The organism is Leptospira biflexa serovar Patoc strain 'Patoc 1 (Paris)', assembly GCF_000017685.1.
GTDB classification, from domain to species: Bacteria; Spirochaetota; Leptospiria; order Leptospirales; family Leptospiraceae; genus Leptospira_A; species Leptospira_A biflexa.
Genome location: NC_010843.1, coordinates 1 through 22,598, shown reverse-complemented (window position 1 = coordinate 22,598; position 22,598 = coordinate 1). Strand labels below are relative to the sequence as shown.

Annotated in this window: 19 protein-coding genes; 13 read left to right on the top strand and 6 right to left on the bottom strand. The window is 37.1% G+C overall.

Annotated features, from left to right (window positions below; all coding sequences use genetic code 11):
* Positions 1–24: 24 nt before the first annotated feature.
* The gene (locus LEPBI_RS17170; RefSeq protein WP_226992966.1) at positions 25–402 is read right to left on the bottom strand and encodes a hypothetical protein; all 378 of its coding nucleotides are present in this window, start codon (positions 400–402) and stop codon (positions 25–27) included.
* 137 nt (positions 403–539) lie between these two features.
* On the opposite strand from LEPBI_RS17170, the gene LEPBI_RS17165 reads away from it, so the two are divergent.
* The 11 genes from LEPBI_RS17165 to LEPBI_RS17115 are packed head-to-tail and all read left to right on the top strand — an operon-like array spanning position 540 to position 14,255.
* Complete coding sequence (locus LEPBI_RS17165; RefSeq protein WP_012476495.1) at positions 540–1,403, top strand: alpha/beta fold hydrolase; 864 nt, start codon at positions 540–542, stop codon at positions 1,401–1,403.
* On the top strand, positions 1,403–1,945 hold the full coding sequence (locus LEPBI_RS17160) for a PaaI family thioesterase (RefSeq protein ID WP_012476494.1): 543 nt from the start codon (positions 1,403–1,405) through the stop codon (positions 1,943–1,945). Before LEPBI_RS17165 ends, LEPBI_RS17160 begins: the two co-directional genes overlap by 1 nt.
* On the top strand, positions 1,942–3,261 hold the full coding sequence (locus LEPBI_RS17155) for an LIC20035 family adhesin (RefSeq protein ID WP_012476493.1): 1,320 nt from the start codon (positions 1,942–1,944) through the stop codon (positions 3,259–3,261). Before LEPBI_RS17160 ends, LEPBI_RS17155 begins: the two co-directional genes overlap by 4 nt.
* Positions 3,258–4,232 carry an AAA family ATPase gene (locus LEPBI_RS17150; protein WP_187148110.1) on the top strand — a complete coding sequence of 325 codons (975 nt, stop codon included), beginning with the start codon at positions 3,258–3,260 and terminating at the stop codon, positions 4,230–4,232. Before LEPBI_RS17155 ends, LEPBI_RS17150 begins: the two co-directional genes overlap by 4 nt.
* A 1-nt stretch (position 4,233) precedes the next feature.
* On the top strand, positions 4,234–5,052 hold the full coding sequence (locus LEPBI_RS17145) for a DUF58 domain-containing protein (RefSeq protein ID WP_012476491.1): 819 nt from the start codon (positions 4,234–4,236) through the stop codon (positions 5,050–5,052).
* Positions 5,045–5,884 (top strand): LB_053 family protein, encoded by an 840-nt coding sequence (locus LEPBI_RS17140; RefSeq protein WP_012476814.1) that lies wholly within the window; start codon positions 5,045–5,047, stop codon positions 5,882–5,884. Before LEPBI_RS17145 ends, LEPBI_RS17140 begins: the two co-directional genes overlap by 8 nt.
* Before the next feature lies 1 nt (position 5,885).
* The gene (gene batA / locus LEPBI_RS17135; protein WP_012476489.1) at positions 5,886–6,839 is read left to right on the top strand and encodes a VWA domain-containing protein BatA; all 954 of its coding nucleotides are present in this window, start codon (positions 5,886–5,888) and stop codon (positions 6,837–6,839) included.
* A complete protein-coding gene (batB, locus tag LEPBI_RS17130; protein ID WP_012476488.1) occupies positions 6,839–8,482 on the top strand; it encodes a VWA domain-containing protein BatB in 1,644 nt (547 codons plus the stop codon). The genes batA and batB overlap by 1 nt, the downstream gene beginning before the upstream one ends.
* A complete protein-coding gene (locus tag LEPBI_RS17125) occupies positions 8,466–10,037 on the top strand; it encodes a BatD family protein (RefSeq protein ID WP_012476487.1) in 1,572 nt (523 codons plus the stop codon). Before batB ends, LEPBI_RS17125 begins: the two co-directional genes overlap by 17 nt.
* A 3-nt stretch (positions 10,038–10,040) precedes the next feature.
* Positions 10,041–11,873 carry a molecular chaperone HtpG gene (htpG, locus tag LEPBI_RS17120; protein WP_012476486.1) on the top strand — a complete coding sequence of 611 codons (1,833 nt, stop codon included), beginning with the start codon at positions 10,041–10,043 and terminating at the stop codon, positions 11,871–11,873.
* 57 nt (positions 11,874–11,930) lie between these two features.
* Entirely contained in the window at positions 11,931–14,255 is a 2,325-nt protein-coding gene (locus LEPBI_RS17115) for a sensor histidine kinase (protein ID WP_012476485.1), read from the top strand.
* On the opposite strand, the gene LEPBI_RS17110 is transcribed toward LEPBI_RS17115, so the two are convergent.
* Positions 14,239–15,048 carry a hypothetical protein gene (locus LEPBI_RS17110; protein ID WP_012476812.1) on the bottom strand — a complete coding sequence of 270 codons (810 nt, stop codon included), beginning with the start codon at positions 15,046–15,048 and terminating at the stop codon, positions 14,239–14,241. The two genes, LEPBI_RS17115 and LEPBI_RS17110, sit on opposite strands and share 17 nt — an antisense overlap.
* A 91-nt stretch (positions 15,049–15,139) precedes the next feature.
* On the opposite strand from LEPBI_RS17110, the gene LEPBI_RS17105 reads away from it, so the two are divergent.
* Entirely contained in the window at positions 15,140–16,303 is a 1,164-nt protein-coding gene (locus LEPBI_RS17105; protein ID WP_012476483.1) for an AZOBR_p60025 family cell surface glycopolymer formation protein, read from the top strand.
* A complete protein-coding gene (locus LEPBI_RS17100; RefSeq protein WP_012476482.1) occupies positions 16,300–17,127 on the top strand; it encodes a 1,4-dihydroxy-6-naphtoate synthase in 828 nt (275 codons plus the stop codon). The genes LEPBI_RS17105 and LEPBI_RS17100 overlap by 4 nt, the downstream gene beginning before the upstream one ends.
* Here LEPBI_RS17100 and LEPBI_RS17095 read toward each other — a convergent pair.
* From LEPBI_RS17095 to LEPBI_RS17080, 4 genes are all read right to left on the bottom strand, one after another.
* Positions 17,113–19,623, bottom strand: coding sequence for a discoidin domain-containing protein (locus LEPBI_RS17095; RefSeq protein ID WP_012476811.1), 2,511 nt, complete (start codon positions 19,621–19,623; stop codon positions 17,113–17,115). The genes LEPBI_RS17100 and LEPBI_RS17095 overlap by 15 nt on opposite strands.
* A gap of 50 nt (positions 19,624–19,673) precedes the next feature.
* Complete coding sequence (locus tag LEPBI_RS17090) at positions 19,674–20,564, bottom strand: helix-turn-helix domain-containing protein (RefSeq protein WP_041770179.1); 891 nt, start codon at positions 20,562–20,564, stop codon at positions 19,674–19,676.
* 374 nt (positions 20,565–20,938) lie between these two features.
* Positions 20,939–21,760 (bottom strand): ParB/RepB/Spo0J family partition protein, encoded by an 822-nt coding sequence (locus tag LEPBI_RS17085; protein ID WP_012476479.1) that lies wholly within the window; start codon positions 21,758–21,760, stop codon positions 20,939–20,941.
* On the bottom strand, positions 21,744–22,496 hold the full coding sequence (locus LEPBI_RS17080; RefSeq protein WP_012476478.1) for a ParA family protein: 753 nt from the start codon (positions 22,494–22,496) through the stop codon (positions 21,744–21,746). The genes LEPBI_RS17085 and LEPBI_RS17080 overlap by 17 nt, the downstream gene beginning before the upstream one ends.
* Between the last annotated feature and the right edge of the window lie 102 nt (positions 22,497–22,598).

Here is a 22,598-nt window from a genome sequence, read left to right as displayed (position 1 = left end):
GAAAAATGAATCGATAGGAGTTTATCATTTAGAATTGTCTAACATTTCCTTTAATAGGTGATATTCTTTCATTTGCTCGGGGGAACAAAAGGACAAATTCTTTTCAATAAAGGAAAGGTCTGCTTCTGCTTTTTTGAATTGGCCAATTCTGTATTCTGGTTTATGACTCACTTTTAAAACAATTTCCCCAGTGTATCCTGTTTCACCATTGGCTTCTAATAGAGTTGATTTTGATCGTTTCAAATACAAAGGAAGCAGACTTTGAACCGTTTCATCCTTTCCAAACTCATTGATTCCAGTTGTCAAAAGAGTAATTTTTTTTCTGTGGATGGATGTTAAGTCAGCTTTTTTATCACAATCGATTAGAGATTCACATGGATGTTGTGATTTGGACTGGCCCATTAGAGGGAAGATCAACAGAAAAAAAAAGCAGATCCATTGTTTTAAAAACATAACAAAAATACAATCATAGTAAATTAAAGAATCAAGCCTAATTCACTAAGATAAATGTTTACAATCAAATGCTTTAGAAAAACTCTATGATAATGTTGCCGATTTCGATTCGCACTAAATTCCACTCAATCGAGGGATTGGAGTGGGGGAATCCGCAAGGAACTCCGATTTTATGTTTCCACGGATGGCTTGATAACGCGAACAGTTTCGCTCCACTTGCAAATTTTTTCCCAGAATATAGATTTATCTCAATCGATTTTCCAGGCCATGGTAAATCCAGCCATAAACCTGAAAACTCAGTTTATTACTTTACTGAATATGCCCTCGAAATCGTATCCATAACACAGGCATTAGGTTTGGAAAATTTTATACTTATGGCACATTCCATGGGAGCCGCTATATCTACGTTAGTTGCCGGTACAAATTTATTAAAACTTAAACAATTGATTCTAATCGAAGCTCTTGGTCCTTTAACAAACGTTTCGCAATCTGCACCTGATATCATGACAGAAGCAATCAAACAAATTCTACACCCAAGAGGGAAAAAAGAAACCTATTTCCCCGATATGGAATCTGCAGTTACTATCAGACTAAAAGCAGGAGACATGAATGAAGAATCTGCATCAATACTCATGGATAGAGGGATTGAAAAAACACCACGAGGGTTAAAACCAAGAAGAGATATTAGACTCCACTTTAATTCTTTTTTCCGATACACAGAGGAACAAGTGATTTCCTTTTGTGAGCGAATAGATTGCCCAACATTACTATTATTAGGCGACAAATCAAATTTCCCAATTGCAAATGCTTTCCCCGGTAGAAAATCTGCTGTCAAAAATTTAACCGAAGTGATTCTTAGTGGTGGTCATCACTTACACATGGATCACCCAGAGAAAGTAGCGCATGTCATCCGCCAATTTTTGAATGATCATAACATAAAGGAAACTTAATGAATTCACCCATCGAAAATCCATCTAGACATGGATATGAAATTCACCATGACACTTGTTTTGGATGTGGAAAAGAAAATCCACTTGGACTTGTAGCAGATTTTACATTCCACGACGAAACAGGTGAAGTCAATTTTACTTACAACTTTAAAAAATTATATAATGGCGCACCGGGTTTTGTTCACGGTGGGATATTATCAACCATGTTAGACGAGGCGATGGGAGGACTCTGTTTTCACTTAGGTTACATCGTAATGACTGATACAATGAGTTTCAAATTCCACAAAGCGACCCCAGTTGAAACAGAATTATTAATCCGTGCATGGCCTATCAAAAAGGCAAAACGTAAAGTTTTATTGGAATGTGAACTCACATCCTTAAATGGAGAAATTTTATATGTAAAGGGGGAGGGTGCATTTCATATCCTACCTCCACGATTTTTCTCAGAAAAATTGACAGGTGGCAAAATAGCGATTGCGAACGAATTATTATCTGTTAATAAATTGAAACGAGCACATCTCTTTGACAGGATAGAAACATGAATTCAAAATTTTATATTTTAATGATCACAATATTGATGATCCAATGTTCTGGTGCATCAATAAAAGATGGATCAGGTGACCAAGAATTTGAACTAAAATTCACAAAAGGTAAATGGATCCGAACAGAGCGATTTAAAAATTCAGGCGGGATTCGAGCGGTAGGAGAAGTGAAAGCGGAATGTGGAGGAGCAAAATGTTCAGAAGACCAAGTTTCAAAATTTGCGCCTCCAAAAATCAAATCTCTACCGAAACATGGAATTTGGGAAGAATATATCCAATTCGAGCAACCTGGATCCACTGCCGAAAATCCAAAGTTTAAATCCACACTTGACCAAGTTGGCGAATACATAGATGGAAAAAAAACAGGAATATGGAAAAAACCAGATCCTGAAAATCCACAAAGACACATTGCGGAAACTCCATGGATCGACGGAAAAAAAGAAGGAATCGCTAAAACTTTCGACAAACAAGGGAATGTAACATCTGAAACTACCTATGTCGATGACAAAAAAAATGGCCCTTATTATCGTAAAAATAACAAAGGGGAATGGATCGAAAAAGGTGGCTTCAAAGATAACGAAGAAGATGGTGATTGGACTTACCATTTTGTTGGTGCTGATGGGAACGGAATCAAAACAAAAGTTTCCTATTCAAATGGATTAAAGAACGGAATCGAAATCAATTATTACAAAGACGGAGCCATTGAATCGCAAGGAAATTATTCTGCCGATGTACGTAATGGTCTTTGGAAGATGTTTGGAAATAAGGGAAATATATTAGCAGAAGGAAATTATTCCAAAAAAGAAAATTCTGAAAACTTAGACATCAAATACGAAAGGACCGGTACTTGGAAGGAATACTATCCCGATGGGAAACTTTTTGGTACTGGAACAAGAAAACATACTCGAACTGGAGAATGGAAATTCTTTTATAAAAACGGACAAGTTGCCTATCATGGAAACATGGCCAATGAGAGTATGTTGGAGTCTGCAAAAGTCTATGACCAAACAGGTAAAATTTTAGGAGAAGGTAAATTGTTTTTCTCTCTCGTAAAAATTGATGAAGAGTTACAAGACTTAAAATTAAATTATAAACCGAGTATCCCATTCACTTATTTTTACCCTTCAGGAAAAAAAAGAATGGTGATTCGTTCAACAGAAGATGCAACGGAATACTCAGAAGATGGTAGAGAATTGGGCAAAGGACCAGTAGAACCTCAAGGAAGAAAAATGGGATGTTGGACAATCGGTGGTAAAACAGAATACTACATGATCGATAAACCAATGCCAAAAATGACTGCTTCCCAATGCAAATAGATAAAGAACAAATCAAAGAAATTTCCGATCAAATCAAATTGATTCGGTCGGAATTAGCAGAATCCATCTCGGGAATGGATGATGTCATCCATTCCCTGTTTGTGGGACTAGTTGCAAACGGTCACATATTATTAGAAGGTATGCCAGGACTTGCAAAAACTTTACTAGCAAAAAACCTAGCCTCCATCATTGACGCTAAATTTTCAAGAGTACAATTCACCCCAGATCTATTACCTGCTGATTTGATTGGAACGAATATTTTTAATCCAAAAAATTCAACATTTGAAATAAGAAAAGGGCCAATATTCACTAACGTTCTGTTAGCTGACGAAATCAACCGCGCACCTGCAAAAGTACAATCAGCACTTTTACAATGTATGGAAGAAAGACAAGTCTCCATTGCTGACCAAACCTTCGACCTTCCACCACCTTTTTTTGTCATTGCCACTCAAAACCCAATCGACCAAGAAGGCACATATCCACTCCCAGAAGCACAATTAGATCGATTTTTATTTAAAGTGAACGTAGGTTATCCAAAATTTGATGATGAGGTAGCAATCTTACACCAACACGGAAATGTAAATTTCGAAAAGAAAAACCCCAACAAAACATTAAAACCAAAAGAGATTCAAAAAATTTCTGAAATTTCAAACCATGTATTCGTAGATCCGAAATTATATTCCTATATAGTCCATTTAACAAGGAATACTCGACCGGAATCAATCTCTGATAATGATTTAAAAAATTATCTATCTCACGGAGTGAGCCCTAGAGCAAGCATCGCCTTGTTAAAAGTGAGTCGCATCAATGCTCTTTTAGAAGGAAGGACATTTGTGATCCCAGAAGATATTCAACGATATTTTCCAGAAATCGTCAAACATAGACTTCATCTTACGATTGATGCCATCAGTGAGGATATCAGCACCAATTCCATTATCAAAAGGATTCTAACAATAACGGAAGTTCCATAAAATGCTTGATCCCGAGTTAAAAAGGTTACTCCAAGTTTTGCAATGGGAATCAAAAAAAAAATTTGTATCGAACAGAAGAGGATCTCTATTTACTTCTGATCGCGGGCGAGGGCTTGATTTCAAAGAAGTCAGGAATTATCAATTTGGCGATGACATTCGTTATATTGATTGGAACGTAACCTCGAGAACAGGCGAACTCCATACGAAAGAATTTTATGAGGAAAAAGATGCAAATATCATCATCTTTATTGATCAAAGTGTTTCTATGGATGGTAAAAAAGCATTAACAACATTTCAATTGGCTCTATTTTTATCTCTATTCCATATCAAAATTGGCAATCGTATTTTTTTAGTAAGTTTCTCTGATCAAAACATTTCATCAAATCGTTGGCTAAAAACCGAAACGGAAGTTCTCACTTATTTTGATTCGATCAGTAGACTTAAACCTGGCAAACAGACCAATTACTCAAATGCATTCCAATATGCTTTTAAAATTCATCCCAAATATGCTGTTTCTTATTGGATTAGTGATTTTAACCAACTTTCAGAATGGATCAAAAATGCACCTATACCAAAAGTTTGGGAACAATTTGGTGTCTGCATCCAAGATCCTATAGATGAATTAAAATTTCCCTTTTGGTTAAAATGGTTTCAACCAATCTCGCAAGAAAATGTTGAATTTAGAAATTTGAATTCGACATACAAAAAAGACCTAACAGCTGCAAAGTCTATTTTTGGGAATAAATGGATTCAGATAGATCCAAATCAAAAACTTCACAACCAAATTCTACCTTTATTCAAGGTAAAACACAGTGCATAAGTTCATTTTATTGTATTTTGGATTTACTGTTGTTATCTTCGCTTCACCCAAGGAATCAATTTCATTGGAAAAAATTTATGTGGGTGACATAACAGAATATACGATTGAATGGAAGGACGATGATATAACTGATATTAGCTTGCCTGAAGGAAAATTTTACGAAGATCACTCATTACCAACTTTTGAAATCCAATCGGTGACAAAAGAAAAAAACAAAATCACTGCTTCGGTTATTTTTTTCAGTGCAGGAGATTTCTTCTTACCAACAACATGGAAAGAGAATGGAGTCGATTTTAATTCAAAGTTAAAAATTAATGTCCTCTCTAATTTGACTGGAACAGAAACTGAAATTGAAGACATTGAACCTCCGATCATTTTTTCAGGACCCTATTTTCTTCGGCTTATAGGACTCATCCTATTTACTTGTATCAATTTATATCTCATCTATGCATTGTATTTGTATTGGAAATCAAAACCTAAGATTGTAGACGCGGCATGGGAAAAGAGTCCAAAATTATTAGAATCAACAAAACGTCTCCAATATTTAGAGCAATACATTCAATCAGAAAAAATTACTGAAAAGGAACTTACATTTCGGATAAGCGAATACCTAAAAGAAGTATTTTCCGAAAAATTTCAAGAAAATCTATTAGGTAATACAGACTCCGAATTTTTAGCCATTTTACATGATAAAACCCATATTCCTGATAGAGCCATTCGGGATTTACGTCTCTATTTCAGAAATTTAAAATACAGTGAGAACTCTCAAATTATCTCTAAAGAAGATGCAGAGAAAATCTGGGACCAAATCAAAAAGGATTTTATAACCTAACATGGACCAGTTCCAAAGGCCTTACCTTTTACTTTTGATGTTCCCGATTTTGATGCTATACTTTTATCAATGGAAACAAAACCCATATGGACCAATCTTCTTTATCAAATCCGATCGATTCCAAAAATTAAATTCCACTCTCGGGATCCAATTTCGTAGAATCCTATATTCGTTCACTGAGTTTCTTGTTTATCTATCTATGGTGTTTTTAGTGGTTGCAGCTGCTGGTCCTGGCTCAAAATACAAACTAAGCCCTGACAGTACAAAGGGAGTCGATATCATGATTGCCCTTGATATCTCAGGTTCAATGGTAAACTCTTATGATTTTTTACCGAGGAATCGACTTTCAGTTTCAAAAGATCTGTTAAGAGAATTTGTTAAAAAAAGACTATATGATCGAATCGGTATTGTCGTTTTTGCAGGAGCCGCATACTTACAATCCCCACTTTCAAGTGACCGTTTTGCCTTGGATGAACTGATAGCCGGTACATCCAGTGAAGACATAGAAGAACAAGGCACTGCTGTCGGCGATGCACTCGTCCTATCATCCTACAGGTTAAAAAACTCGGAAGCCAAATCAAAAGTCATCATTCTTTTGACGGATGGAGTCTCAAACACTGGTAAACTTGATCCTGATACGGCAGCGTATACGACAAAAACAATGGGTATTAAAGTATACTGTATTGGTATCGGGAAGGAAGAAGGACAATATGAAATCAATTACGAGTCGTTACAAAAAATTTCGAGCAATACAAACGGAAAGTTTTTTAGAGCTGAGTCTCCAGAAGTTTTAGAGTCTGTATTAAATGAAATTGATCAACTTGAGGTGGTTGAGTTACCATCTAAACCTCTTGAAATCCAAGAAACTCAGTTCCCAGTTTTTGTATTTTTTACATTCATCTCTTTGATTTTATATTTGTTACTAAAAATTTATCCTTTAAAAGAGAAAATCTAATGGAAACAAATACGGTTATTTACCTCGGAACATTGACAATTTTAATTGGTTTAATCGTATCTTCCTTCAAACTTTTTATCAATTTCAAAGCCATTCAATTCAGTAAAAACAAACTTGACTTTGTAACCAGATTATCAACTTCCAATCAGTTACTTTTAATACTACGTACAATTTCCTTCTTAGTTGCCATGTGTTTTGCCATTGTATCACTATATAAAATAAAATCTATAGACATCGAATCCACAAAAGAATTCCAATCAACAGATATCTTATTTGTCGTAGATGTAAGTTTATCGATGAATGCAATTGACATCAGACCAAATCGACTGAAACGATTTCAAGATTTATCGTTACGATTACTACCTGATTTAAAAGGGAATCGAGTTGGAATCATCGTTTTTGCAGGGCAATCATTTTCTTTTTGTCCAATGACATCCGACCTTTCTGCAGTTTCCGATTATATACAGTCATTAAGTGTTGAAATGGTAGGCTCAAAAGGTACAAATCTTGCCGTTGCTCTTGAACGAGCAGAAAAAATACGTAAAAAATCCCAGAATATACAATCTAATATCACTGTAATCGTAACCGATGGGGAAGACCATGAAAAACAATCGTTACCAAATTTAAATGGGGAAGTAATGGTTTGGGGATTGGGAACCGAAGAAGGAGGGCCAATCGAATTCCGAGACCCTGGAACCGGGAAAGGTGGCTTTGTTACTTACGATTCTAATTTGGTAGATTCACCTTACGGCGACAATGTGATTGTATCTAAACTGGATGCAGATTTTCTAGAGTCCATCGCTGAAAAATACAATGGCGATTTTTTTAATGTTTCATTTTATGCTGATGGTTCTTATCATCTTGTTGAAAAAATAAAATCCATGAAAAAAAACAAAATACAAAGATTAGAAAAATTCAAAAATGAGGCTGGTGCACATCCATACCTTTTGTTTTCTTTTTTGTTTATGGTCATCGAAAGAATATTATCAATAGGAATACAAAAAAAACTACCTTTCAAAGCACTCCTCGCCATTTTCTTTCTATTCTCTTTCCAAATCCGATTAGAAGCTTGGGAACTCGACCCAGGTGGCAATGCAATCGAGAGGGGGAACAAAGCCTATCACCAAGAAAATTACAAACAAAGCCAAAAAGAATTTTCAGATGCAAAGGAGTACATACAAGACGATCCAAGGTTAATGTACAACGAATCTGCAAATGAATACCAAATGGGGAATTACAAAGGATCAAAAGAACTTGCAGAGAAAATATTGACCCACCCAAAATCAGATGCAGATTTAAAATCGAAAGCAAATCTAACTTTGGGGAATATTTACACAAAATTAGGTCAAAAAGAGAATGCACTCAAATCCTATGTAGAAAGTTTAAAATACAATCCCAAACAATTGGCTGCTAAAAAAAACATTGAGCATCTAACAAAAAAACAAAACCAGAACCAATCCAATGGGCAAGGAAATGGCGAACACCAAAATCCAAACCCTTCTCAACCTAAGAATGAAAAAGAAGAAAAACAAAATTCCAATCCAAACCAATCAGAAATAGATCGAATTCTCGAACCATTTTCGCAAGATTCCATTCTAAAAAATAAAAGGGGAGGCTCCTCCGATAATGAGAAATTCTGGTAAATCAAAGTTTTTTCTCTTATACTTCCTTATTGCTTTCTTTTCAAAACTATTCTCGGTCGAAGTCGAATTCTTTTTCCATCCCAATGAGTTTTCATTAGGTGAAGTAGCAAAACTAGAAGTAAAAGCTTACGGAGACAAACCTTTTCGAACCTTACAAACGAACGTCAAAAAAAATGGAGTAAGAGTCCGGTATGTGGGAAGTGGCACCGAAACTCAAATCATCAATTTTAAAGTTTCAAAAACCCAAATTATCAATTTTTACGTAGATACAGATAGAGAAGGTAGCTTTCAATTGCCTGAAATCTCAGTACAATATGACAACCAACAATACTCTTCTCCTTCAATCTCATTCAAAGTAAGTAAAAAAACAAAAAACTCTCAAAATAGTTTTTTAAATCCGTTCTCACTTGATTTTGAAGAATCATCAACTGATGAAAACCCAGAAGTCACTTTCCACACGAACAAATCAGTATTTTATAAAGGTGAGCCAATTGTTGGATATTTTGTATTATATTACAATCATTATAGACAACCATTTTTGGAGAGAGATCCAAACCAATCTATCTCGTTCCCATTTTTTTTATCGGAAACACTTCGACAGGTAACAGTACAAATTGAACCTGAAGTGATCAGAAACACAATCCCTAGAAAAACCTTAGTATTTTCAAAAGAAATCTATGGACTAACAGCTCTTAAATCAGGATCATTCCTATTAGGAAAAACAAAATTCATCACAGGAGATAGCCTACGATTCAATTCCTTGCAAGAAACTATTGATACAAGCCCTGCAAAAGTAACTGTTTTAGATCTTCCTAATAATCCACCTAAATTTTTTACAGGAGCAATCGGGAAATTTAAAATGTATTTTTTAAAAATTCCAAACCAAGTGTTTGTCGGAGAAACAGCATACATTGAATTGATGATTGAAGGGGAAGGAGGGTATGAAGGCATCACACCAATGGAATTCTCTAATCCCAATATTAAATTGATTTCTCAATCAAAAACTAAAAATTTCCAACAACTTGAATCGGGTGAATATGGTTTTTATTCCAAAGTTAAATTTATGTATGGATATCAAATCACGAAAATATCAAAAGAATTGAATGACCCATACCAATTTAGTTATTTTGCGATTCCAGAAAAAAAATACAACACGCTGACACTTCCGTTTCCAAATTTTCAAATATTACCTAAACGAAGCATAAACACTGCACCAAATTCCAAAGCTCAGAATCTAAACTTAAAATTGCCGGTTCTGTTTTTAGTTTTGCTTGCAGTTTTTGGTATCCTCGGATACGTAGGAATGAAACAATATAAATTCAATCTAGAAACAAAATCATTTGTCGCTATGGTAGAAGGATTCGGTAAAAAAAGAAATTACTTCCTCTCTGAGTTCTTAGAGAAACAGGGAGTGTCCGCAACAGATTCCAGTTGGCTTTCCGAATTAATCAGCCAAAACAAGGACTCAAATTTTTCGGATGTATACAAAAATTTGTCCAAAGAAGACAGGGCAACTGCACTCAATATATCAAAACAAATGAAAGTTAAGGAGTAACATATGCAAGCTGAAGAAAAAGGTAAAATCAATGTCGAAACAGAAAACATATTTCCGATCATTAAAAAATGGCTCTATTCCGAAAAAGACATCTTCCTACGAGAACTTGTTTCCAATGCAAGTGATGCGATTACAAAACTAAAAAAAATTGCTTTAAGCGAAGAATTTGAAGGTGGTAATGAGTATCGAATCGACTTAGATTTTGATGTAGACAAGCGCATATTAACCATCGAAGACAACGGCTTAGGTATGACCGTAGAAGAGGTAAAAAAATACATCAATCAAATTGCCTTTTCGGGAGCAACTGACTTCGCCAAACAGTACCAGAACACAGAAAATAAGGCAGAAATCATAGGCCATTTTGGACTAGGATTTTATTCCTCCTTTATGGTATCCAAACAGGTAACAATTGAAACCAAATCCTATAAAGCTGGACAGGCGGCTGTTATGTGGTCAAGCGAGTCTGGTACTGATTTTTCTATATCCACTATTGATAAAAACACAAGAGGGACAAAAATCTCCTTATACCTGGATAGTGAATCTGGTGAATACCTTGATAAATGGAAACTAAAAGAACTCATCAAAAAATACTGTGACTTTTTACCTGTGGCCATTTATGTTCAAGGCGAAAAAGCCAATCGAGAAAAACCACTTTGGTCAGAAGAACCTTCGAAGAATTCTCCAGATGATTACAAAGATTTTTATTCCTATCTTTTCCCATTTTCAGGTGAGTCTTTATTCCACATCCATCTCAATGTAGACTATCCATTCCGATTACAAGGAATCCTGTATTTCCCAAAACTAACTCATGAGTTAGAAGCATCCAAAAATGGGATCAAATTGTTTTGTAACCATGTTTTCGTAAGTGATAACGCAAGCGAGCTGATCCCTCAATTTTTAACCATTCTCAAAGGAACCATCGACATTCCAGATTTACCATTGAACGTATCACGTTCTTACTTACAGAATGATCCTTTGGTCAAAAAAATCTCAAACCACATCATAAAAAAGGTAGCTGATCGGTTGATCGATGATTTTAAAAAAAATCGTGCTAAGTATGAAGAAAATTGGAATGATATTTCAATTTTTGTGAAGTATGGAGTTCTTACGGATGATAAATTTTATGACGCGATGAAGGATCATTTAATCTTTAAAAATTCTGAAAATGGGTTTTCAACTGTTTCTGAATATTGGGAAAAGAACAAAGAAAAAAACCAAAACAAAATCTTTTATGCAAACGAAACAGAAATGGGATCTGTTTATATGCAGCTTCTCAAGTCGCAAGGACTAGAAGCGATCCTAGTTGATTCAAAAATTGATTCTCATTTGATACAACATTTGGAAACAAAAAATCCAGACTGGAAATTCCAACGTGTAGATTCAGAACTAGCAGACCAAGTATTGGACAAAGACTCTAAAACAGATCTAGTCAATGAAGCAAACGAAACTGAATCAAGTCGGATTACAAAACTTTTCGAATCCGCCCTTCCTTCGGAAGGTGTTCAAGTCAAAGTAGAAGCCCTAAAATCAGTAGATGTACCTGGAGTGATCTTATTACCTGAGTTTATGCGTAGAATGACAGAAATGAATTCCATGTTCAACCGGGAAGACACAAAATCAATGCTAAAAGCTCACACTCTCATGGTGAATTCCAAATCCCCGCTTGTGAAATCCGCCTTACAAGCGTTTGAAGGTGTGAATCCAGAGAAAGGCAAAAAATTGGCACGTGTCATCTACGATCTTTCATTACTTTCCGCTAAGGTAATGGACGAAAAAGAAGTCTCAGAATATACAAAAAGAACAACAGAATTCCTTCAGGAGATTTTTTCTACTTAAGGTAAATTCTTCTCATAAAGATTTGGCAACGATTCCAGCCAATGGAATTGTTGCCATGTGATCCAGATTTGTATTACAAGTCGACTTAGTTCCTTACCCGTTGTTGTAGCCTATAAAAAAGGATACTTCGAAGAATTCGGAGTCAAAGTCACTCTTCATGTCAACACTCACCACAAAGCTATTTTGCCATTACTAGACGCCGGTCGAGTAGAAGCGGGTGAAGTACCAACGATTGCATACCTGCAAGAAAGTTTCCTAAAAAAATCAAAACTCAAACGAATTTACAAAGGAATTTATCTCTATCATTCTCCTTTATCCTTCTATTCTAGATTCCAGTTTAAACCAGAAGACTTAACAAGAAACAAAGCCTACATTCTCCCAGTTCCTCATATCAATTCCGTTGAAAGATTGTTTGCTGAAAAATTTTTAGAAGAATATGCGCCGAAAAATCCTGTTAAAGTTCGTTACATCGATACTCCTGGATTTTTAGAAGAAAAGGAGTTTTTAAAACCCAATTGCCTTGGTTTAGTATCTGATCCTTTTTCTAGTCCTTTCTTAAGAAATTTTCAAGATTTTGGAAATAGTTTGGACCTTCCTATTTTAAAAAAAGACATCTTATACCCATCCACCTTACTGGCGTTCAGTGGCGATGCAATACTAAAAACGGGGAGGGAAGTATCTGGCGTTTTACTTGCTGTAAAAAAAGCCATTGATTTATTACAAAACTCAAACAAAGACTATCAAGGAAATTTATGGGAGGACTTACAACTTTCTCATTTTTATCCGCATCTTAGAGTAGGTGAGACAAAAAACCTACTTACTGAACACCCACTCATTCAAAAAGGAGTGTTCTCTTATCAAGGTGATGAAACAACTCTATTCCCAATTCTGAAAGATGTATATTTCCGTTTGATTCGCAGGGTGATGCAACCGGAAGCGGTGCAAACTGCACTCAATTTTGATGAAATTTTATCTGCCTTGGAGCCTAAGAAGGTATTCGATGTAAGGAAATTATCTAGCTTCCAGGAACCATCAAATCTTAAATTACATGCTCCTTCCCAAATCAATTATAGAAAACTCAATGCAGTAAGACATCTTATTGTCGACGTTAATTCATTAGTTTTAGACATGTTGCAAGGAAATTATAACTCAAGGCTCAATACGGATGAAACTTTACAGTTAGACAACAGAGTCAAAGTTCTCGTAAATTCAATGTTAGATTCGTTTAATGCCAAAATCGAATTACAAAGAGAAGAAATTACTGAACTCGAAAATTTGATATCCATATTAGAAATCAAATTAGATCGATCGGCCGTTGATTTACAATATTCCGAAGAAAAATATAGATATTTATTTGAATTTTCTAGAGAAGCAATTGCACTGGTAGATGCCGATACAGGCAGCATATTGGAAGCAAACAATCAATTTAGATCTCTTACTGGATACACTCGGGGTGACATTACTAAAATGACAATCGAAGATATCATTTTAGGGAACCAAGTTTCTAACCAACTACGTTTTGGATCCGACTTATCTTCTGATACAATGTTATCATTGCCTGATGTTGAAATCTTAGCTAAAGATGGATCTAAACTTGAAGTTGATATCAGCTTCACATCCATATTGTTATCACCAAAAAAACGATACCAAGTTCAATTTCGACCCAATTCAGAAAGGAAGGAACAAGAGCGCCTCCAACATGAGTTTATTTCAAACGTCAGTCATGAACTCCGAAGTCCGATGACAAACATTCGTGGTTATCTAGAATTTTTTAAATCAGACTCATCCTTACCTTTTAACAAAGAACATATCAACATGTTAGAAGTGATTGATAAAAACGCGAAACGCTTGAGTTTTCTTATCGAAAACCTACTCAAATTAACGACATCCCGCGAAAAAGACAATGAAGCGGAAGTGATCGAAATATTCGATCCAGTTCCTGTGATTGAAGATGTCATTCATATGAACTCACACTTAGCAAAGGGAAAACCAATTGAATGGGACCTAACTTTGAAAAAAGGACTATTGATTCGTGGTATCAGATTCGAATTTTCACAAATCATCACGAATCTATACGTGAATGCCTTGAAGTACACTTTCAAAGGAAAAATTGGAATTTCACTCCGAGAATTCAATGGAAAGGTCGAAATCATTGTGGAAGATACTGGAATTGGCATTGATCCCAATTATAAAAATCAAATCTTCGATCGTTTTTTCAGAATTCCATCAACTGATAACAAAAAAATTGGTGGCACTGGCCTTGGTTTATCCATCGTAAAATCTCTCGTGGAAAAGATGTCCGGAGAAATTTTTGTAGAAAGTAGCATGGGAGAAGGCAGTAAGTTCACAATCTACTTTCCGAAAATCAATGCGAACGCTTAGTCACTTTCTTTTTTTTAGCAGCAGCTTTTTTCTTCGCGATTTGTTTTGATTTTGGTTTCTCCAAACCAATAACGGTTTTTGCTTTTAATGTAGCCGGTATATTTTTAATATCTAATTGCATTTTGGACAGTAAAACAGACAACTCCATCATCTCTCTTGTTCCAAGTAACTGCATCATCGCTAAAGCTTGGTTCATCCCCAGTTTTCTAAATATTTCCAAAACATTCGAAACTCCGAAAAATTTTAAAAGTATCGGCAATTCTTCTAACCCACGTTGTTTAATCCACTTTTTGCAATCCGGCACGGACAATTCATTTACAAGTTGAATGATTGGTTGTAGTTGAATTTGGTCCACTAACCACAAAAAGTCTTCCATAGGAATTTCTTTTAATAGAGCAATTGACTTTTGGATACCTAACGATTTCAATACTTCAACGCTTGCCTCTCGGCCCAAGGTTTTAGCTAAAAGCCCCACATCTTGAGGAGGGATACTTTTTGAAACAATCGCCAAATCGGCAATCGATAAGGAATGGATAAAGTAAACCAAATCGTCGTCATCGTTCTCTCGAATCATTTCCACTAAAATTTTTTCAGGTATTTGAGTCACGAGTTCGACAACCGTTTCTTCACTTAACTTTTGTGTTAGAACGATCAGCCTTTCTTTCGGCACTTTTCCAGTGAGCGAGAGAAGTTTTTCGTAGCCTAAATTTTTCAATATTTGGAAGGATTTTTTCGGACCTAGTTTCTCTAAATATTGATACACCGTTTGTATGGTAACGAGAACTTCTTTCATTTGCCCCAACTTTGGATACAAACTTCCAGAATCTTCTGAAAATTCCAGAGAAATTCCTTTCAAAATCTATTAAATTTTACAAAATGGGAGTGTGAAACTACGGCATTTGTGGATCGTCTTATTTTTTTTCGTTTTGGGAGTTTTGGGACTTATTTATTTTAAAACTGCACCATACGGACATTCTCTCTCTTCTTTAATTGGAATATGGGAGGGATTTTATGAAATCAATCCAAACTTAGTAGATCCTCATTTTGTCATCTATAAATCAGGAGGTTACGATGGTCAGTTCTTTTACCTTCTCGCAAAAGATTTGTTCAACGAAAATGACTGGAGTTTGATCGTAGATAGTTTTTATTTTAGATACCATAGAATTGGTTTGTCGTTTATCGCTGGATTCATTTCTCACTTTTTAGGAAGTGAATATTATCCTCTTATTACACTCATTCTTTTATTCTTCACTTTTTTATCTTCAGTGTATTGTTTATTCCAATTACTACCGAATCAATCCAAATGGTTCGTATTATTTTATATTTTTTCCCCGTATTCATTAAACTCCAATTTATTACTCGTTGCAGATTCTTTTTTTGTCAGTTTGGCAATTATCAGTTATTATTTTTACAAAGAGAAAAAATTCAAACTCTCCTTTCTATTTTTCCTTTTAACCGTTTTCACAAGAGAGTTAGGAATTCTTTTTTTGGCTCCAATCGTTATCGGAGCACTTATTCGAAAAGAGTGGAAACTTGTGCTCCTTTTTTCATTACCAGGTATTTTATTCATCGGATTTTTATTTTATGGATGGCTGAGTATCCCAAACCACCTGGGTACAAATCCTTTAGGATTTAAGGACATGACAGATGGCCCATTATTTGGATTTGTAAAAAGCTTTTTTGAGCAAAATACATTTTCATTCAAAATCAAAGAATTTCCTAAACTTTTGTTTTTTGTTTCGATCCTATCTATAACAATCGCTAGCTTTTCTTCAATCAAAGAATCAATCTCGAAAAACATAGATTTTTTGGTCCCAATACTCGGGAGTCTGGCTGTGATTGTCATCGCTGAAGAAGGTTATTGGCGTTCGTTTGATAATCTCAGCAGGATGTTTACTTTAATTTTGCCTTTTTCTTTGTTACTTACCGATGTGACAAAAAAACTGAGTTTTAAGATTTTTCTCGGCACTTCAAGTTTATTGTTTTTATTTCTATTGATACGAATTTTATTCATTACACAAAAAAAGGAATATTTTTTAGCCTTATGATCTCTCTTGCATACTCACCATGTCCAAACGATACATTCTTATTTTACCATCTCATCCGTAATTCCGAATACCCTGTCAAAGAAGAGTTATACGATGTAGAAAATTTGAATGAATATGCCTTCCAAGGTAAATTCCCCGTCACCAAATTATCATTTGCGGCTTTCTTTCAAATCATAGACAAATACATCCTGTTGGAAACTGGATCCGCATTAGGTAGAGGGTGCGGTCCACTTTTGGTTCGAAAAAAAAATGCGAACGCAAATTTAGACAATTACAAAAATCTTTACATTCCAGGGCAACTCACAACAGCAAATTTACTTTTGTCACTTTATTCCAATGGCACACACATACCAACAGCCATTCGTTATGATCAAATTATCCCCAAACTCCTTACGGAAGAAAACAGTTTGGGTGTCATCATCCACGAAGAAAGATTCACGTATGAAGAAAGGGGCTTAGAAAAGGTTGTGGATCTGGGTGAGTGGTGGGAATCGTCAACTGGATATCCAATCCCTCTTGGTGCAATTGCTATCCGACGGGACATCCCAAGAGAGGAAGCACTAAAGTTTCAAAAAGAATTACAAAATAGTTTAACAAATGCCTACAAAGAACCCAAAGAAATGATGGATTACATTCGCGAAAATTCTCAAAACAAAGAAGAGGCAGTCATTCGGGCTCACATCAATTTATATGTAAATGAATTCACAAAAAGTTTGGGGAAAGAAGGCCACGATGCAGTGGCCTATCTTTTCCAAAGGGCAATTGATGCAGGTTTTATCAAAAAACCTAAAATGAACTTACCTTTATTCTTAGGAGAAAGTTAATATACAAAGGATATGGCCTTTGTCTCGTTTACAAACTTCCATTGCCTTTGCCACTAACATACCTGGTTTTAATTTCGCTGGGTCTGCTTTGATTGCATGCCCAGAAGAAAGTCCAGATACCAAAAGATCTCCAGGATAAATGGGAACTTGTGTTGCATCAACATGGATTTTTGTCATCCCAAGGAGTGCGACAAGGACGTATTCCACACCTTTCTCTTTTTTCCCAAAGACTAGATTGGCATTCGAAACAGCCACACCAATCACATTTGTGGAGTAGGGGTGTTTGGATCTACCGAGAACACCCGTTTCTTCGGTTGCTACAAGTAAATCACCAGCAGTAATCACATCCTTTCCATCCAAACGGAAATAACGTGCGATACATTCTTCTCCACCATCTTTCGTGATACGAAGATTGCCTTCAAAGACAGATTCACCGTTGGCATAAATGGCCTTTCCAGATCCAGTCAATTCATATTCCGGAATCCCTTTGCCATCCACAATCATGGCAAAATCAGATTGAGATACAAAACGACCACCAGGTGACGTAGTTCCGGCACCTAAGATTCCTGCCGATCGATGTGTATCTTTCCCTTTCGATATACCATACACACCTATCGAATCACCAAATCCAACAACACCTAATCCAGAAGATACGCCAACGACACCAGAACCATTTTTATTATTTTTGCCGTAGATGATGGCGTCAGTTGTTTGGGGCGGAACAAAACCCTTCGAAGCAGATTCTGCTTCGCCTGTGATCTTTAATAAACCTGTATGGGAATTAAAATCGTGTTCTTTTTCTGCATAAGGATGGGTATGTGGTTTCGGATCTCTTTTATCAATCAATCTAGGGTCATCTGATAAGACTACTTTCCCAGGTACGGCTTCTCCATGGTTTGCGATGGTCACAATCCCTGCTTCGTCAAACCCAGCTTTGGCGAGACGTTTATCATTCCCTTGGACAACGACTCCTGCTTTGTTTTCGCCCGAATGTGCTAGTTGGACAATTCCAAAAGATTCTGTATTGGCAAGTTTGAGACGTTTGTCATTCCCTTGGACAACCGTGTTTACTTCCTCGCCGCCATTCGGAGCAAGTTGTACAATTCCTTTTGTTGTGGTTGTTGCATCCTTGAGTCTTGGATCATCACCTGTGACTACCTTATCAATCGCCGTTTCACCTGCTTCAGCTAATTGGACAAGTCCTACTGCTTTTTTAGTCGCGACCCTTAGTCTTGAATCATTCCCTTGCACGGCAACACCTGGCCGAGTCTCGCCATCTAACGCAAGCTCAACGATACCTGGGTGTTCTGCTGATGCATTCCTTAACCTTTCATCATCTGACTGAACTACAAGTCCAGGCCTTGCTTCGCCACTTCTTGCCAAACGGACAAGTCCATGAGTCAGCTCAGTGGCGATTTTTAGGCGTTTATCATTCCCTTGGACGGCAACGCCCGGTTTTTCTTCACCATCTGAGGCTAGTTCAACAATCCCCCGGTATTCAGTAGTTGCATCACGTAACCTTCTGTCATTCGACTGGACGACAACTCCCTCTTTCACTTCACCATCAACGGCAAGGCGAATGATACCAGACCTCAGAACAGAAGCATAGGGGAGGGGTTCTCTTGTTGGGCCACCAGATTCTTTTTTATCAGCGCTGGAATACAATTCGATTTCTATGACTTCGGTAACGTATTCCTTTTTGTTTGTTTGTTTTTCATCTATGAATACAATTTTCAAAAACCTTAAATTGACAGGGGGGAATCGCCATTTGTACCAAGTACCAGGTTCTGATAAGAAATAATTTTCTTCATGGAGTTGGTGCCATGTGAGATCATCTTCACTATAATAAACAATAAACCTTTCCGGGAAATTGGTGACGGGATCATTTTTGGTTAACATCCGGAATTCTTCAATTCGATTCACGGATCCCATATCTAGGATGATATATTCATCGGAAGGTTCTTCCTTCTTTTTAGAAGTCCAACCATAATCGGGCCTTGTATCAAATAAGTTTTCTTTTACAGAAAGTCTGTCGAATTCCGAACTCACTTGTATGGATTGAACTCCACTGATTAAAATTTTCAGCGGACCGAAGCTAATGCGATTTTTTCCGTTACTTGCTTTTCTGGAAATTTTCGAGATAAACTTCACATAACGAGCGCTAGTTAAGGAAAATAACCATTTGGCAGATGTTTTGAAAGATTTCCGAAAGGAAGATTCTTGTAAGATGGGCTCCCAATACTTTCCGTCATGGGATAATTCAAAACGAAAGGAATCTGGAAAAAAATCCAAACCGTCTTTTCCTGGTAATAACTCAATCCCATTAAAGAAGACAACATCATCGAATTGGAAAATGATCGAAGAAAGGGAAGATTGTTCCTTTTCTTCGATAAATGATAAAAACTCATTATTTTTGAGTTCGTAGGTACCCGTTGTCGAAACGGAAGGGATGGGAAGAGAGTAGGGGTGGCTTGTGCGAATTAAATGATCTTTCATGCGCTTTTTAATGATGGTTCCTTCCAAAAAATACCGTTTTTCTAATCAGTCTATCGAATTTCACTCACACGTGATCCTTCTTCCTTTTCCGTAAACACAACAAGAACGACAGGTTTGACTCTTTCTGTGAAATACATTTGGATGATTTGGCGTAAATGGCCTTGGATGGCGGAAGTGACGATGATGACATTTCCATCGGTTTCCACGTTCACTCGCTCCAATTGCCGGAACGAAGATTCAGTGAGTTCCTTAGTGGCCCAAGCCAAAAAACCAGCCCAGGAAGCTGGGTGAGGGGAGACCGCGTCTCGGCTCAAATTCTGCTCAGAATTAAGCACTTCCTTTCTTTGTAAGCTGACCAATTCCCGACACAGAGTTTGGACATAGGAGGCATTGGATTCCATATGCAAACCAACTGCTTTCCGATAGGCTTCCAACGCAATCTCTGGGCCAAATAGATTCACCAAAGTTTCAAAGTCTTTTTTTCCTTCTTTGGTTTGTCCCAAACTTTCACTCATATCCTTAGGGCCTGGTACATTGTTTGTATTTGATATAGTTATATTAATATGGTTAGGGGTTCCAATAGAACCCCCCTTCTCGGGATCGTTTGAACCTCCAGAGGATTCTGGCCCAGTCCCCCTGAGGTGTATTTGTGTATCCCCGAGAGGGGTAATCCTCGACCCCTCATAATGGAAGGAAAAGTGATACCGAGTCGATGTTCGCCCGCTCCCTGGAACCTGATACAAAAGCCCGGCACGAGTGAGTTCTTTTTTGGCTGTGACAATCGATTTTTTGGTTTTGAATCCGGTTAACCGCATCAAGGTTTCCGTGTTGGGCCAAACTGGCTTAAAATTGTAATCGCTGAATTTCAAAAGGACTGGGTATAGGGTCTTAGCAGCATGGGATAACCCTGCCCAGACACCAGAATCAATGATGTCGGTCATCAGACGGATATAGGGATGACGCTGCTCGCTCACGAAGCTCCTCCGTTTTTCTGCAAAAATGAAACTAAATTTAAGCAAATAATTTGAAGGAGTTGACATTATCTGACATAATGTTAATTATGTCTCATCCAACAACATTCCTTCGGGAAACCCCGACCCCCTGGTACCCAGGGGATTTTTTTATAAGTCGGGTTGGGGCAAAACTTACCCCACACCTCTTCTTGTGAGAAAAGGTGTTTGCTCAAACCAATCAAAACTTTTATTATGTCACATTATTGTCGGATTCTGGTAGCTGTCAAGTTCGTACAGTATTTTTCCCTACGGGTACTAAAAATTTTTTTCCTAAGTACTTGACTGCTTAGTACTTGTTTGGGTTATGCCGAATCTCCATATTTTTTCGACAGTTCTTTGCGGATGAATTTGTAAATGTCTCCCAGTAAAATTTCGTCTTCAGATTGGATTTGGATTCCGTGATTCGTTCTGCGGATTTTGTATCCTGAAAGTGGGGAAGGTTTTGAGTTCGGTACAACACCAGATTTTGTTTGTTTGTTAAAATCTTTCGCGTCTTTTACTGTCTTTAATGCCCCTTTGTGATAGAGGGTCAAAAACTCATCCAAACTTCCTTTTTTTGCCGCTTGGGCTGCTTGTACGAGGAGGTTCTTATTGTGGATTTCATTTTTTTTGCATTTTTCCAAATCTGTCTTCGACATCGAAGTGATGGATAGGACCTCTGTCATGTAACTTCGGCTTTTTCCGAAAAGGTCTCCCAGTTCCTGGTCAGTGTAATTGTGGGCATTTTTTAAAAATAGAAGAGCATCCACTTCTTCATAAGGGGAAAGATTCTCCCTCTGTAAGTTTTCTATGACAGCAAGTTTATAAATTTCTTTGTCTGGTCGGTTTAGAATTTTACATTCGATTTCAGGCCAGCCAAGGGATTTCGCAGCATGGTAACGCCTTTCCCCTGCGATGATTTTATAGTTCCCTTCTTTTTCCCCTTTCGAGACGATGATGGGCTGTAAAAGTCCATCGGCCTTAAGAGTCTGAGCCAATTCCTCAATTCCCTTTTTTCGCTCTTGGCGAGGTTGGTGTTCGGAAGGTTGGATCCGGTCCATCCGGATGGTGCGAATGGTGCCATCCAAATTTTCGGCTTGGTAAATATCGGCGAGAGTTCCGAGGCGTTTACTTTTTAAGCTCATTCAAAACCTCCTCAATAAATCCTTCATATTCTTGTGATTGCCTGGAAGAGCGGTTGTAATCGAAAACTGATTTTTTTGCCAAATGACTTTCGCCAATTGCCACTCCATCAGAAATCGTATGTTCAAAGATTCTGAAATATTTTGTGAGTACAGGGAGGATTGTTTTCGTCAATAGGGTCTGTGGTTTGAGTTGGGTGATGAGAGCACCTAAAATCTCGAGATCAGGATTGATTCTTTTTTTGATCGAGGAGATTGTCTGTTGGAGGCCCATGATCCCATCCATCGAAAATTTTTCCGCTTGGAGGGGGATCAAAACAAAGTTGGCAGCAACCAAACTATTCACTGTGAAAATCGAAAGGGAAGGGGGGCAGTCTATGATGACAAAGTCAAAATCCTTAAGTCCCGCAAGTGAGTCTCGCAAGATATAAGGTGCTTCGACAGAATTGACCGAAACTGTTTCCATTTCCGCCAAACGCATGCTAGATGGAGCCACCCACAAATGCTCGTTATATGCAGGAGTGATGATGTCTTTTATATTTGCAGAGTTTTGGAAAAGGTGGGCAAGGTCTTTCTCAACTGTTTCAGGATTTAGAAAAATCCCGGTTGAGTTCGCCTGAGGGTCCATATCGATGAGTAATGTTTTGAGGTTTCGGCGAGCCAATCCCATGGCAAGATTTAAAGAAGTAGTTGTTTTTCCCTCTCCGCCTTTTTGATTTGCAACTGCAATGGTGATCATTTATCTCTCGTTTCCCTTCCCAATTGGTATGCTTTCTTTTAGAAAATTTGGGATCAATTGAATTTTTGAAAGGGACCAAAAAAAGGGTCTTCCGTCCATTTC